Raw genomic sequence first — 14,240 nt, 5'->3', positions numbered from 1 at the left:
TATGACGTCAGGTGCAGTCAGTTGGCGAACACGCCCCGCGCATCGCGCGGTTCGCAACGCAGGTATTGCGGTGCCGGCGTGACCGATGCGCCCAGTGCCGCGGCGGCATGCCACGGCCAGCGTGGGTCGTACAGGATGCCACGCGCCAGCGCGATCGCGTCGGCCTGGCCTTCCTGCAAAATCGCCTCGGCCTGCGCCGGCTCGGTGATCAAGCCTACGCCAATCACCGGCGTGTTCACCTGCGCGCGAATCTCCTGTGCGAACGGAATCTGATAGCCCGCCTGCAACGGAATCTGCTGGCGTGGATCAAGCCCGCCGCTGGAGACGTGGATGTAATGCGCGCCGCGTGCATCCAGCGCCTGCGACAAGGCAATGCTCTGCTGCACATCCCAACCGCCTTGGACCCAATCGGTGGCCGAGATGCGCACGCCAACGGCGATTTTTTCGGACACTGCCGCACGCACCGCATCGAAGATGCGTAGCGTCAGCCGCATGCGGTTTTCCAGCGACCCGCCATACGCATCGCTGCGCTGGTTGCTCAGCGGCGACAGGAACTGATGCATCAGATAACCATGTGCGGCGTGCAGTTCGATCAACTCCAGGCCCAGCCGTTCGGCACGTTTTGCCGATGCGACAAAGGCGTCCACCACGGCATCGATCCCCGCCTCGTCCAATGCCTGCGGCACCGGCTGTCCCTGCCGGAACGGCAGCGCCGATGCAGACACGGTCTGCCAGCCATGCGCATGATCGGGTGCGATGGCCTCCCCGCCTTTCCACGGCAGATCGGTCGACGCCTTGCGGCCGGCGTGCGCCAGCTGGATGCCGATCGGCATCGGCGACCAGCGTCGTACCGATTGCAACACCTCGGCCAGGGCCTGCTCGGTCGCATCGTCGTACAAACCAAGATCGGCGTAACTGATGCGCCCTTCCGGCACCACCGCCGCCGCTTCGAGAATCAGCAAGCCGGCGCCCGATTGCGACAAGGTGCCCAGGTGGATGCGGTGCCAATCGCTGGCGCGGCCGTCCTGTGCCGAGTACTGGCACATCGGCGCAATGACAATCCGGTTGGCGAGCGCGAGCGGACCGAAGGTGATGGGGGAGAACAACTGGCTCAAGGCGGCATCCACAGCTGACATGGGGTGCTTATTGCACTGCGCCGCGCGCGCCGGCACAACCGCTGCGATGGATCACTGCGTCATGCAGAGCGCGCACCGGCGTCATTGACGCTACGTACACGCGGCAGGTCCGTCGGCCCGTGCAGGAACGCCAGCGCCTGCGCACACGACTGCTCCACCTTCAACGTCAGCAGCGCGTCCGCACGCGTGCGCCCGAAGTTGAGCGCGGCGATCGGCAAGCCATTGCGCGCAGCAGTCTGCACGAAGCGAAAGCCCGAATACACCATCAGCGAGGAGCCCACCACCAGCACTGCATCGGCAGCGTGCAGATGCGCAAAGGCGCGCTCCACCCGCTCGCGCGGCACGTTCTCGCCGAAGAACACCACATCCGGCTTGAGCACGCCACCGCACACCGGGCACGGCGGCACCACGAAATGCTCGAAGGCCACATCGTCCAGATCGGCGTCGCCATCGGGCGCCTGCGCGGCCTCAAGCGCTGCCCAGCCCGGATTGGCCTGCTCAAGCAACAGTTGAAATTCGCTGCGTGGCATGCGGCGCTCGCAGCCCATGCAGCGCACCACATCGAGCCGGCCATGCAGATCGATCACCGCCTGGCTGCCAGCGGCCTGATGCAGGCGGTCCACGTTCTGGGTGAGCAGCACTTCCAACTGGCCGCGCGCTTCCAGCGCAGCGAGCGCGTGATGGGTGGCATTGGGTTGTGCCAAGCCAAAGCGCGGCCAGCCGACCAGGCTGCGCGCCCAGTAGCGCTGCCGCGTGGAGAGCTCGCCCATGAACGCCTGGAACGTCACCGGCTGTGGACGCTTCCAGCCGCCTTGCAGGTCCCGGTAATCGGGAATGCCCGAATCGGTGCTGCAGCCGGCACCGGTGAGCACGAACAGGCGCCGATGGCGCGCGATGAAGTCCTGCAGCGGGTGATCGTCGTGGGCAGGGACAGCGGTCATGTGGTAGTTCCGGAAAGCCATGGGAGCACGTTGCGCCAGCGCCACGTGCCCGGCCCGCCGCGGCGCCGTGTCGGCCGCCAGACCGGCGCGCTTGTTCGCGCATAGCTGTGCACATCACACCGTCGTCGACAAGTGAAGATGTACACCGAGTACGCGCAATGCGCCGCCCTGGATGCAGGCACGCAGACGGTACGGCATCACGCCATGGCCGCGCAGGTGGTTTCGAGCCGTTCGCGGTGGGGCATGTTGTGGCTGCCGGCGCTCAATGCGCGGCGCGTTCAGTGTTCGACAAAGCGCAGCAGATCCTGATTGAAACGCGCACTGTCCTCCAGGAACGGCGCATGCCCGGCATCCGGATACAGCACGGTCTGCGCGCGCGGCTGCAGCTGGCGCGCACGCGCCACGGTCGGCTCGGTGGCGACCAGGGCATCGCGCGCGCCGTACATCAGCAGCACCGGCAGGCGCGTGCGCTGCAGGCCGGTGGTATCGATCGACATGCCTTGCACGGCACGCTGCATGTCCCACGAGGCCAGCGATGCGTTGGCCAGCAAGGTCTCGAACACCGGCACCGGCGGTTGGGTGGCAAAGCACAGCCGCAGGAAATCCTGCACCGCCTGCAGATGCGTACGCAGATCGGGCGAAACCAGATCGCGATAGACCGCCGGATGCGCGCCCAACTGCTCTGCGCGCAGTTCGATCACACCGTCGACGTACACCACGCCGGCAAGCCCGGTATCGCCATATCGGCTCAGGTAGTTGCTGATCACCGCGCCGCCCAGGGACCAGCCCACCAGGACCGCCTGGCGCGCGTTTGCGGCCTTCAACACGGCAGCCAGGTCGTCAGCCCAACGCATGCCGTCTTGATACGCCGATGCGGCAGCCGGCCTGCCGGAAGCGCCATGCCCGCGCAAATCGTACGTAATCAGCCGATACCGCTGCAGGCGCACATCGGCCAGTTGTGCATCCCAATTGATGCGACTCCCGAGCAGGCCATGCACGAAGACGATGGCCGTGCCATCGGTGGCGCCGTGCTCCTGCACCGCCAGGCGCACGCCATCGGGTGCGGTGACGGTATAGCTGCGTGCGGTCGCAATGTCGCTCGGGCTGGCTGTCGCCCACATCGAACATATCAACATCACACACGCCAACAGGTAGCGCAGCGGCAGCATGCGGCTGCCGGGCAACAGGCGAACGGACATCGGGTGAGCTCCAGACGAATAAGAGCCGTGATCGTGCAGCCTCACACCAATGTGAGGGTCAAGCCGTGCGCGCAGCGTATGCTTGGCGCATGGCCGCTTGCTCTGAACCCTTGCTGCGCATTGGTGCGCTGGCGCAACAGACCGGCGCCAGCGTGCGTTCGATCCGTCATTACGATGCGCACGGGTTGCTGACATCCTCGCGCAGCGCCAACGGCTACCGGGTCTTTCCCCACGCATGCATTGCACAGGTGCGCCAGATACAGCGCCTGATTGCAACAGGTTTCAACCTGGATGAGATTGTCGGCTTTCCTGAGTGCATGCGCCTGGTGGAAGGCGCGCAGATGTGCCCGGAAACCGCGCCGGCGCATCGCGCGCGCCTGCAGCTGATCGAGCGCCAGCTGGCCGATCTGGAGCGGCGGCGTGCGCATCTGTTGGCAACCTTGGCGCAGGCAGCCGGGGATGCAACGGCCGTCACGTCTTCAGCCGCGCAAGCCACACGGCGCCAGCGGGTGCGCTAGAAGCGTCGGGCGCGCTGCATCATTCGCCCCGCGCAGGATGCGGGGCAAACCGGCCATAGGGGCGTGCATCGTCGGCACGTTGGCGCAGCACGTATGCCGACGCAAGCGCCAGCATCAACAACGTCAGGCACATGCCGACCAACGCGGCCCAGCCGCCGTGTTGCCAGAACCAGCCGCCGAGCGCGCCGATCACGCTGGAGCCGGCGTAATACGCCAGCAGATACAGCGACGCGGCATGGCTGCGATGCGCACCACCGAGCCGGCTCACCCATGCGCTGGCGGCCGAATGCGCGATGAAGAACCCGATCGTCACCACCACGATGCCGGCCACCACCAACGCCAGCACGTGCGCCAGGGTCAGCGCCACGCCGAGCCCGCACAGCACGATGCCGATCGTGACCACTGGCCCGCGCCCGAACCGGTCCGATGCCGCACCGGCCACCGAGGAACTGACGATGCCGAACACATAGGCGCTGAAGATCATCCCGATCTGGCTCTGGCTCAAGCCGAATTCCGGCCCGCCCAGGCGAAAGCCGGCGTAGTTGTACAGGCACACAAACACACCCATCAACAGGAACGGCAGCGCGAACAGAAACGGCAGATTGCGATCGTGCAGGTGCCCGGCCCAGGCGCGCAGATGGAAGCGCAGGTTGATGCCGTGCCGGCGCACGAAATTGCGCGACGGCGGCAGCAACCAGAAGAACGCCAGCGCGCACAGCAGGTCGAACACGCTCAACACCGCCAGTGCGGTGCGCCAATCGGTGTGGTCGGTCAGCACGCTCATCACGATGCGCCCGCTCATGCCGCCAAAGGCATTGCCGGCCACGTACAGGCCGGTGGCTGCCCCCATCTTGCTGGCCGGCAATTCTTCGCCCAGGTACACCATCGCCACCGCCGGCACCCCGCCCAGCGCGATGCCGGACAAGGTACGCACCACCACCAGCGCGCCCCAGTGCGGCAGGAACGCAGCAATCAGATTGAGTCCTGCTGCCAATGCGATCGACACGAACATCAATCCGCGCCGGCCCAGGTTTTCCGACACTGCGCCAGCACCAAAAATCGCCAGCGCCAGCGCACCGGTCGCCAGCGACAACGGCAGCGAGGCGGTCGCTGGGTCCACCTTGAAGGCACGCGCAAATTCCGGCAGCAGCGGCTGCACGCTGTACAGCAGCGAAAAGGTCGCAAAGCCGGCCAGAAACAGCGCCACGCGAATGCGCACCGCTGCAGGTGCGTCGGCATCTGGGTCGGAACGGGTGGGTGGGTCAGGCAGCAAACCCGGGCGATGATCGGAGGAAGACACGGCAGTGCACGTGTGACGTGGGAAGGGGAGTATTCGCCTGCCGCCACCCCCTGTCCAATATATGATGCTGGCAGTTGCCATATCTGGAACAGATGGATGGAGCTGCGTCACCTGCGCTATTTCCTTGCAGTTGCCGAAGAAGGCAATTTCACCCGCGCCGCCGCCCGCGTGGGCATTGGCCAACCGCCGCTCAGCCAGCAGATCCAGACCCTGGAACGCGAGCTGGGCACGCCGTTGTTTCGGCGCACCCACAGCGGCGCCGAGCTCACTCCGGCTGGCGAGGCGTTTGTGAGCGAGGTGCGGCGCGTGCTTGCCGATGTGGAACGCGCCGCCGAAACCGCACGCCGGGTGGCGCGTGGCGAATCCGGACGGTTGCGCCTGGGCTTCACCGCCTCTGCCGCCTTCAGCCCGGTGGTGCCGCGCCTGATTCGCGACTTCCGCCGCAAGTGGCCGCAGGTGGAGTTGCTGCTGGAAGAAACCAATACTGCCAGCCTGCTGGTCGGGCTGGCCGATGGCCGTCTGGATGCGGCGTTCGTGCGCTATGGGCTGAGCACGCCACCGGATCTGCAATTGCTGCGCTTTGCCGACGAGCCGATGAAGATCGCCGTCCCCGCCGCGCACCCCCTGGCCACGCGCAACAGCGCGCCGTTGGCCGCACTGGCCGGGGAACCCTTCATTCTGTTTCCGCGCAGTTTCGGCTCGAGCCTGTACGACGAAATCCTCGCCGCCTGCCGCGACTCCGGCGTGACCTTGCGCATCACCCAGGAAGCGCCACAGATGTCGTCCATCATCAATCTGGTGGCCGCCGAGCTGGGCGTTTCGGTGGTGCCCGCCTCCACCGCGCAGCTGCAGCGACCCGGCGTGCGCTATCTGGATATCGAAGGCCATATGCCGCTGGCGCGACTGGCCCTGGCCGCCGCGCCGGGTGGACTGGAAACCACACCGTTGGTGCGGCATTTGTGGGCGCTGGCCAAGTTGATCTAGCGCTGGCCACACGACCTACGATACAGCGACGTTCCTGCTTGATGCCGTTGGAAAACGATGTTGACCCTGGGCCCTGATCATTGCCGACCGCATACACCGACCGCGAGGGGCCGGCGCTCACTGCAGACATCGTTCGAGCAGGAACACATCGTTTCCCAGATCATCGACGTCTGGGCAGTGCCGGGTTGTTACTCGCACAGGGAACACCGAGGCAGACGTTACGTGGCTGCGCTTTGGAAGACCAATCGCCGTCCTATGGAGACCATTGAGACTCTGCGGGCTGGCTCTTCAAGAAATGCCATCGCTGGCGCCACCGCGCACCCCAGCATCGCTTACCGCCTTCCGCCTGCTTGGTGAGTAACCATCCTGTAGGACATTGGCCAGCGCAGGCCGCAGATAATCAGAATAGCCTGGATCATGGCTTCGAAGCATCGCTTCAAGCGATATAGTGACACTATCGAAGTACGCGATGGCACCCCCACGGCAGCCGTCGTATTCGATGCCGGCACCATTGGCATCAATCCTCGTCAGTTCATTCAAGATGCCTTCCAAATCTCTTATATTTAAATCGATATCATTCAAGATGTCCTTGTTTTCGCCTCGGCTTGAGAGCTCGTCTTTCAGCAGCTTCAGCCGGGCCAGGAAATCGTTCGCTTTTGCAAGATGCGATTCCAGTTTTTTTTGATTGCTGATTTTTTTCTCAAAATCCAGCAGTGTGCGTTCGATTCGGTGAAGGTGGCGCTCAGCGATATAGCTACCTTCACCGCCCATGCGCTGCAACGCCTGTTTATCCCGGTCAATGATTCCCTTGAGAATATCGAGATTGAATGCTTGCCGGCCGCCGACACTTGTTCTCGCGCAGCGTTCCTGAAGACTCCGCCACTGGTCTTCCAGAATGATCGCGCGCTGTAGCATCGATTGGCGTTGCTCGGTCAACTTCTCCAACTTCGATTGGGGGCGCGACTGGGCGGTGGGTTGGCTCCTACTCCCGGAGGGTCTGCGGGCCGGTCGCTCCAGGGATGACAGCCACATATCGGCAATCTGGCGTCCGGCGCAATCCTCGACGGCAGTGTACTCCTGCGGCCCAGCCGTCATGTTTCCTGCATGCGGCATGGGGTTGCTGGTGGACGCTTCGGCGGTGCCATGCTCCGGCAACGCGGGCGCCATGTTTGCAGAGGGTATGCGTAGGCAGTTTCCCATTTGTACATCTCCCATGCTTTTCTAAAGCATAGGCAATGATGCGCACGCCGCGTCCACGCCGATGGAAATCCCGCTTGCGTATGCGAAGGCCCGGCCTGCGAAGCAGCGAACTGTCGGGCAACTAACGAGTGGCTGTGAACATTGAAATCGATCGATGCCAGCAATTGCAGGCAAAACTCAGTCAGGTCAGCCCGCAGGCCGGCACTTACTCGCCACCGGCTACGACGCACAGAGTGAAACGCTTGACCTCAACTGCGCTTGAGGTCGTTCAATGCCGGTTTTCCAACGACATTGCCGCCATGCATCTGCGTCATCTGGTACTGCCCTGCCTGGACCCCGACCTGACCCTGCGCTTCTACCGCGATGTACTGCAGTTGCCCATCCATGGCAACGCGGTGCGCATCGGCTGGAGCACACTGGAATGCGTGCAGGCGCAGCGGCCGGTGGGCAGCGTGCATCTGGCCTTCAACGTGGCCCCGTCGCGCTTCCAAGCCGCTGCGCAGTGGATTGGCGCACGCGCCACCTTGCTGAGCGATGCACACGGTCGCGAGCATTTCGCCCTGGACGGCGTGTGGCAGTCGCACTCGGTGTACTTCGCCGGGCCCGATGGCGCAGTGCTGGAGTTGATCGCGCGCAATGCCTTGCAGGATGCACCGGTCGGTGAAGGCCAGTTCGGCGGCGAAGAACTGCTGTGCCTGAGCGAAATCGGCCTGCCTAGCAACAATGTCGAGGTGGTGACGCGCAGCCTGGCGCATCACTTCGGCCTGCAACCCTTCGCCCCGCCGCTGGAGGGCTTTGCGGCCTTGGGCGATGACCACGGCCTGTTGATCGTAGTCGACCAGCGCCGGCGGTGGTTTCCGCAACAACGGCAACTGCCCTGGGCCGACGGCCTGCGCATCAGCGTGGACGCGCCAGAACCCGGCCTGCGCCTGCGCGATGCGCAGGGGTGGGAATTGCTGGCCGCGTAAACTTCCGCGCGCAGCTCGATCCACTCAGCGCCGCGCACAGCAGCACTGCGCTCACCGCCGGCAGATACGGCCGGCTCGGTGCGGCACGCGTGCACTGCGGTAACAGCACGCGATTGCGGCACGATTGCGAGATGCTGTCAGCCGCTCGTGGCGCTGGCAGGCTCCGGCAAGCGGAAGAACGCACGCGCCGCGGCCGTGCTGTTGGCGGCGGTCACCGCGACATCTTCGCCACGATCGCGCGCCAGCTCTTGGACGATGTGCGACAGGAACATCGGCTCGTTGCGGCGGTCCTTGGGCATCGGCTTGAGCGTGCGCGGCAGCAGGTACGGCGCATCGGTTTCGATCATCAACCGGTTGGCCGGAATGTTGCGCACTAGCTCGCGCAGGTGCGCACCGCGGCGCTCATCGCACAGCCATCCGGTGATGCCGATGTAGTAGTCGCGGTCCAGATACGCGAACAGTTCGTCGCGCGTGCCGGTGAAGCAGTGCACCACCGCCGCACCCAGGCGGCCTTCGAAGCTGCGCATGATGGCGATGAAATCCTCATGCGCATCGCGCTGGTGCAGGAACAGCGGCTTGCCGTTGTCGGCGGCCAACTGCAGCTGGCGTTCGAAGGCCTTGTGCTGCGCAGGGCGCGGCGCAAAATCGCGGAAGTAATCCAGCCCACACTCGCCCACTGCCACCACCTGCGGATGCGCCTGCAGGGTGCGCATTTCCGCTTCGCATTCGGCAGTGAATTCCACTGCGTGATGCGGATGCACGCCGGCGGTGGCGTAGAGAAATCCGGGGTGTTGCTGCGCCAGTTGCAGGGCCAGCGGCGAATGCTCGCGGCTGGCGCCGGTAATTACCAGCTGCGCCACCCCGGCATCGCGTGCGCGTTGCAGCACCGCATCGCGATCGCGATCGAACGCGTCATGGGTGAGGTTGGCGCCGATATCGATCAATTGCATGCTGCGGTGTCGCCTGAAAGAACAGGGGTGATTGTACTGGGTGAGGTTGCTCATCCGCCCTGCGGGCACCTGCTCCGGCAGGCGGGGGAAAGAACATCCGTAACGGGATCTGCATGCGGTCAGCGGTGCCTGCAGCCACGAGCCTGCACGAACGCGCGATCTTTCCCCCTGCGTGACAAGGGCAGGGATGAGTGCCACCTGCGACACACTCACCCCACCGCCGGCACCGCCATCGCATCGATCTTTGCCGCCAGCGCCTGGATCGCCAGCTGCGCCGAGCGCGAGAGCTGCCGCTGCGGGGCCACGCACAGCGCCAGCGTCATCGGTTTGGTCAGGTGCTGGCGGAACGGCACGAAAGCCAGGCGCCCGTCGGCCACGTCCGGGGCGGCGTCCAGCCACGACATCAGCCCCACGCCGGCGCCGGCACGCACCAGGCCGCGCAGGGTGCGCACGTCGTTGCAGTGGGTGAGCCGCTTCACATCGATGTGCTGGCGCTGGTACAGCACCTTGGCGTGCTCGCCGACGATCAACGGCGCGGCCGGCAGCAACAGACGGTGCTCCAGCGTCTCGCTCAGCTGCAGCTCGGTACGGGTGCTCAACGGGTGCCCCACCGGCATCGCAATGCCGAGCGGAATGTCTGCAAACGCGCGCACCTCCAGGTCCACGCTGCTGACCGGGTCCAGCAGCAGGCCGATATCCACATCGGCCGAGGTCACCATTTCCATCACCCGCTGGTTGCGCGCGGTGGACAGGTTGAAGGTGATGCCCGGGTACTCCTGCACCAGCGCGGCCACCGCCGCGGGCACCACGCCTTCGCTGAGCGCGTCGATCATGGCGATCTCCACATGCCCCCGGCGCAGGCCCTTGAGCTCGTCGAAGCGCTCCAGGGTGCGTGCGTAGGCCTTCTCCCAGCCGCGCACGTCCACCAGCAACAGCTCGCCGGCGGCGGTGAGCCGCAACCGGCCGGGCAGGCGCTCGAACAGCTGGGCGCCCAGTTCTTCCTCGGCCTTGAGAATCTGCCGGTCGATCGCCGACGCCGACACGTGCAACACCTCGGAGGCCTTGCGGATGCTGCCGCAGCGGGCCACTTCGATGAAATACCGGGTAAAGCGCGAAAAGGTCAGCATGCGGCGGGGCTCGGTTGGCGTTGCATTTTTTGCAATGGCTTGGCGGAAAAACGATGTTTGATCACACACCCCCGGCTTCCTAGAGTCAATCCGGCACCGCTCCCGCCCCACGCCAGAGACCGCCCATGGATGTCGCCGTCCCCGCCCTGCCGCTGCACTGCACCTTCGAGGCCACCGATTGGCAGCGCCTGGCCCGGCACTGGCATGCGGTGGCGCTGAGCAGCGAGGTGAGCGAAGCGCCATTCAAGGCCACCCTGCTGGACGAGCCGCTGGTGTTGTACCGGCTGGGCAGCGAGTTGGTGGCCGCGCGCGACGTCTGCCCGCACCGCGGGGTGCCGCTGAGCATGGGCACGGCCGATGGCGGCGGCGTGGTGTGCGCCTACCACGGGCTGCGCTTCGGCGCGGGCGGGCGTTGCAACCATATCCCGGCCAGTCCCAGCCAGAACATCCCGGCCAGGATGCGTCTGCACACCTATGCGGTGGCCGAACGCTACGGGCTGATCTGGGTGTGCCTGGCCAAGCCGGCCGGGGTGAGCGATGCGGACATCCAGATTCCACCGATGCCGGGCTGGGACGAGGACGGCTTCCAGCAGATCGTCTGCCCGGCCTTCGACATCGGCGGCAGCGCCGCGCGCCAGCTGGAAGGCTTCATCGACGTGGCGCATTTCGCCTTCGTGCACACCGCCACCTTCGCCCAGCCGGACAAACGCGAGGTGCCGGCCTACACCACCACCGAAACGCCGACCGGCTTCAACGCCGATTACCTGAGCACCGTGGCCAACTATTCGGTGGACATGCCGCTGCCCGACGTGGACCCGACCTTCCAGTGGCTACGTCATTTCGAGGTGCATCTGCCCTTCACCGCCACGCTCACCATCCACTTCCCGGTACCGGGCAAGCGGTTGGTGATCATGAATGCCGCCAGCCCGGTGTCCAAGCACACCACCCGGCTGCTGGTGCCGATCGCGCGCAATTTCGACACCCATCTGCCGGTGGAAGACGTGCACGCCTTCAACCTGCGCGTGTTCGAAGAAGACCGCGCCATGGTGGAAGCGCAGCGGCCGGAGTATTTGCCGCTGGACCCGCTGCTGGAAGTGCACATTCCCGCCGATCGCAGTTCCATCGCCTATCGCCGCGGGCTGCGCAGCCAGGGCTATAGCGACTTCTTCCTGCGCTGACGGCCGAGGACACCCGCATGAGCCTGCATGAAGTGCGCGTTGCCGAGGTCGTCGATCAGGGTCACCGCCAGCGCGCGATCCGGCTGGAACCGGTGGGCGCGCAATTGCCGGCCTTCGAGGCCGGCGCGCATGTGGACCTGCATCTGCCGGATGGCTTGGTTCGCCAGTATTCGATCGCCAGCGCGCCGCATGTGCGCGACCACTATCTGCTGTGCGTCAAGCTGGCAGACGCCTCGCGTGGCGGCTCGCGGCATCTGTGCGAACAGCTCGCGCCCGGCGACCGCCTGCGCATCTCCACACCGCGCAATCTGTTTCCGCTGCACCCCGGCGAGCGCCATGTGCTGCTGGCGGCCGGCATCGGCATCACCCCGCTGCTGTCGATGGCCCAAGCACTGGAAGCGCGCGGCGAGCCCTTCGTGCTGCACTACTACGCACGCCGGCATGCGGATGTGGCGTTTTCGCAGCGGCTGCAACAAGGCTTTACGCATGGGCAGGTGTACCTGCACCTGAGCGATGGCGGGCAGAGTCCACGCGTGCATGTGCCCGAGGAACTGCGCCAGGCACGTGCGCGCGACCAGCTGTATCTGTGCGGGCCGGCGGCGTTCATGGACCACTTCACCGTGCTGGCAAAGGCGCATGGCTGGACGGCGGCGCAACTGCATCGCGAACACTTCGCCGCCGCGCCCAGCCTCGCCCACGATGCCGACAGCGCGTTCGAGGTGGAACTGGCTGCCAGCGGCCGCGTGGTGCAGGTGCCGGCCGATTGCAGCATCGCCAGCGCCCTGCGCGATGCCGGTATCGAGGTGCCGCTGTCGTGCGAACAAGGCATGTGCGGCGCCTGTCTGACCGGCGTGCTGGCTGGCACGCCAGATCACCGCGACAGCGTGCTCAGCGACGCCGAACGCGCCGCCAACCGGCAGATCACCGTGTGCTGTTCGCGCAGCCGCTCGCCACAGTTGGTGCTGGATCTTTGAGCTCGGTCGTCGCGGCGCCATTGCGGTTGTCATTCACCTCGCGCAGCCTGACGCCTCGCTTGCCCTTCACGATGGCAGGCGACACAGCGCGCCATCGCCCACGGCACGTGCGCTGCCATGCGTGCAGCGGCGGCGCGGCATGCGCCGCAACGATGCGCGATGCCGCGTGACGCTTCCGCGCACCTGTGTGCAAACGCTCCTGCAGCGCAATCCGTGCCCGATGCCCGTGGCAAGCGCAGCGCAACAGGGCAAGATGGGCCGCCCGCGTGCGGGCCCTGCCACGCACCCCGCCCCATATCGATGAGATCTCTGCCGATGTTCGTTTGTCCTGCCGTCAACCGGCTGTACGCCCCGAGCGCATGCTGATGCGCTGGCCCGGATTTGCGCTTGCCGCCAACGGCAGCAGCGTGCGCACCGAACTGCTGGCCGGTGCCACCACCTTCCTGACGATGGCGTACATCGTCTTCGTCAATCCCGACATCCTGGCCACCACCGGCATGGATCACGGCGCGGTGTTCGTGGCCACCTGCTTGGCTGCAGCACTGGGTTCGCTGCTGATGGGCGTGCTGGCCAACTACCCCATCGGCATGGCGCCCGGCATGGGCCTGAACGCATTCTTCGCCTTCAGCGTGGTCGGCACGCTGGGCTATAGCTGGCAGCAGACGTTAGGGCTGGTGTTCGTTTCCGGCTGCCTCTTTCTGCTGCTCACCGTCACCGGCGCGCGGCGCTGGTTGGTGGATGGCATTCCGCCCACCTTGCGCAGCGCCATTGCGGCGGGCATTGGCTTGTTCCTGGCCCTGATCGGGCTGCAGAAGGCCGGGCTGGTGGTGGCGCATCCACAGACCTTGCTGACCTTGGGCGATCTGCACCGGCCCGAGCCGCTGCTTGCGCTGGCCGGGTTACTGCTGATCGGCGTGCTGGAAGTGCGCCGCGTGCGGGGTGCCATGTTGCTGGGCATTCTTGCGGTGACCGGCGCGGCGCTGGCGTTGGGGCTGGTGCGCTACCAAGGCGTCCTGGCGCTGCCGCCAAGCCTGGCGCCCACCTTGCTGCAGCTGGATATCGTCGGCGCCTTGCACGGCCATGGCGGCGGCGGTGCGCTCGCTGCGGTGCTGCATGTGGTGCTGGTGTTCGTGCTGGTGGAAATGTTCGACGCCACCGGCACGCTGATGGGTGTGGCGCAACGCGCCGGCCTGCTGCACACGCCCGCGCAGCGCCGCCAGTTCGACCGCGCGCTGCTTGCCGACAGTACCGCCATCCTGGCCGGCTCGCTGCTCGGCACCTCCAGCACCACTGCCTATGTGGAAAGCGCCGCCGGCGTGCAGGTGGGCGGGCGCACCGGCCTCACCGCGCTGGTGGTTGCCGCCTTGTTCTTGCTTGCCCTGCTGTTCTCGCCGCTGGCCGCGATGGTGCCGGCCTACGCCACCGCACCCGCGCTGATCTACCTGGCCTCGGTGATGCTGCGCGAATGCACGCAGATCCAGTGGGACGATGTGGGCGACGCCTTGCCGGCCGCCATCTGCATGCTCGCCATGCCGCTGACCTATTCCATTGCGACGGGGCTTGCGTTCGGCTTCATCACCTATGCCGCGCTCAGGCTCGGCAGCGGCCGCTGGCGTGGGGTGCACCCGGCCACCTGGGCCATCGCGGGCTTGTTCGTGCTGCGCTATGCGCTGGAATGATGCGTGCCTCCACGTGTTCCAGGCCTGCTTGCCGGCGCGTACGTGGGTGGCTTCGGATCGCGCTGGTGGGCAAGCTATGGGGCCGC

The 14,240-nt window shown here is 65.9% G+C and carries 13 protein-coding genes; 6 read left to right on the top strand and 7 right to left on the bottom strand.

The annotated features are described in order from the left end of the window. Nucleotides 1-17: 17 nt before the first annotated feature. The 3 genes from ACCQ07_RS01575 to ACCQ07_RS01565 form a co-directional block, all read right to left on the bottom strand. Nucleotides 18-1,115 (bottom strand): NADH:flavin oxidoreductase/NADH oxidase, encoded by a 1,098-nt coding sequence (locus ACCQ07_RS01575; protein ID WP_074038877.1) that lies wholly within the window; start codon nt 1,113-1,115, stop codon nt 18-20. Between the two features lie 80 nt (nt 1,116-1,195). Next, nucleotides 1,196-2,077, bottom strand: coding sequence for an NAD-dependent protein deacetylase (locus ACCQ07_RS01570; protein WP_218499089.1), 882 nt, complete (start codon nt 2,075-2,077; stop codon nt 1,196-1,198). Nucleotides 2,078-2,355: 278 nt separating this feature from the next. Further along, entirely contained in the window at nt 2,356-3,276 is a 921-nt protein-coding gene (locus ACCQ07_RS01565; protein WP_372363714.1) for an alpha/beta fold hydrolase, read from the bottom strand. 89 nt (nt 3,277-3,365) lie between these two features. Between ACCQ07_RS01565 and ACCQ07_RS01560 the strand changes: the two genes are divergently transcribed. Further along, the gene (locus ACCQ07_RS01560) at nt 3,366-3,794 is read left to right on the top strand and encodes a MerR family transcriptional regulator (RefSeq protein ID WP_071118151.1); all 429 of its coding nucleotides are present in this window, start codon (nt 3,366-3,368) and stop codon (nt 3,792-3,794) included. A gap of 19 nt (nt 3,795-3,813) precedes the next feature. Here the strand turns inward: ACCQ07_RS01560 and ACCQ07_RS01555 are convergent, their stop codons facing one another. Continuing rightward, nucleotides 3,814-5,094 carry an MFS transporter gene (locus ACCQ07_RS01555; RefSeq protein WP_372363713.1) on the bottom strand — a complete coding sequence of 427 codons (1,281 nt, stop codon included), beginning with the start codon at nt 5,092-5,094 and terminating at the stop codon, nt 3,814-3,816. A 96-nt stretch (nt 5,095-5,190) separates the two neighbouring features. On the opposite strand from ACCQ07_RS01555, the gene ACCQ07_RS01550 reads away from it, so the two are divergent. After that, the gene (locus tag ACCQ07_RS01550) at nt 5,191-6,078 is read left to right on the top strand and encodes a LysR family transcriptional regulator (protein ID WP_209261100.1); all 888 of its coding nucleotides are present in this window, start codon (nt 5,191-5,193) and stop codon (nt 6,076-6,078) included. A gap of 288 nt (nt 6,079-6,366) precedes the next feature. On the opposite strand, the gene ACCQ07_RS01545 is transcribed toward ACCQ07_RS01550, so the two are convergent. Continuing rightward, nucleotides 6,367-7,245, bottom strand: coding sequence for a hypothetical protein (locus tag ACCQ07_RS01545; RefSeq protein WP_372363712.1), 879 nt, complete (start codon nt 7,243-7,245; stop codon nt 6,367-6,369). A 332-nt stretch (nt 7,246-7,577) separates the two neighbouring features. On the opposite strand from ACCQ07_RS01545, the gene ACCQ07_RS01540 reads away from it, so the two are divergent. Continuing rightward, entirely contained in the window at nt 7,578-8,246 is a 669-nt protein-coding gene (locus ACCQ07_RS01540) for a VOC family protein (protein WP_071118473.1), read from the top strand. A 137-nt stretch (nt 8,247-8,383) separates the two neighbouring features. On the opposite strand, the gene ACCQ07_RS01535 is transcribed toward ACCQ07_RS01540, so the two are convergent. Together ACCQ07_RS01535 and ACCQ07_RS01530 are read right to left on the bottom strand one after the other, a co-directional pair. Beyond that, on the bottom strand, nt 8,384-9,196 hold the full coding sequence (locus ACCQ07_RS01535) for a TatD family hydrolase (protein ID WP_057681335.1): 813 nt from the start codon (nt 9,194-9,196) through the stop codon (nt 8,384-8,386). Between the two features lie 209 nt (nt 9,197-9,405). Continuing rightward, nucleotides 9,406-10,323: a LysR family transcriptional regulator gene (locus ACCQ07_RS01530; protein WP_008575625.1), complete on the bottom strand. Its 918-nt coding sequence runs from the start codon at nt 10,321-10,323 to the stop codon at nt 9,406-9,408. A gap of 125 nt (nt 10,324-10,448) precedes the next feature. On the opposite strand from ACCQ07_RS01530, the gene ACCQ07_RS01525 reads away from it, so the two are divergent. The 3 genes from ACCQ07_RS01525 (at nt 10,449) to ACCQ07_RS01515 (ending at nt 14,154) form a co-directional block, all read left to right on the top strand. After that, entirely contained in the window at nt 10,449-11,501 is a 1,053-nt protein-coding gene (locus ACCQ07_RS01525) for a Rieske 2Fe-2S domain-containing protein (protein ID WP_372363711.1), read from the top strand. Nucleotides 11,502-11,518: 17 nt separating this feature from the next. Further along, nucleotides 11,519-12,475 (top strand): PDR/VanB family oxidoreductase, encoded by a 957-nt coding sequence (locus ACCQ07_RS01520; protein ID WP_164738821.1) that lies wholly within the window; start codon nt 11,519-11,521, stop codon nt 12,473-12,475. A 365-nt stretch (nt 12,476-12,840) separates the two neighbouring features. Then, nucleotides 12,841-14,154: an NCS2 family permease gene (locus ACCQ07_RS01515; RefSeq protein WP_372363710.1), complete on the top strand. Its 1,314-nt coding sequence runs from the start codon at nt 12,841-12,843 to the stop codon at nt 14,152-14,154. The last annotated feature ends 86 nt before the right edge of the window (nt 14,155-14,240 follow it).

It is taken from the genome of Xanthomonas sp. NCPPB 3583, from assembly GCF_041475715.2.
In the GTDB taxonomy this organism is placed as follows: Bacteria; Pseudomonadota; Gammaproteobacteria; order Xanthomonadales; family Xanthomonadaceae; genus Xanthomonas; species Xanthomonas euvesicatoria.
The sequence above is the reverse complement of the archived record's forward strand: the minus strand, read 5'-3'. Positions and strand labels throughout refer to the sequence as shown.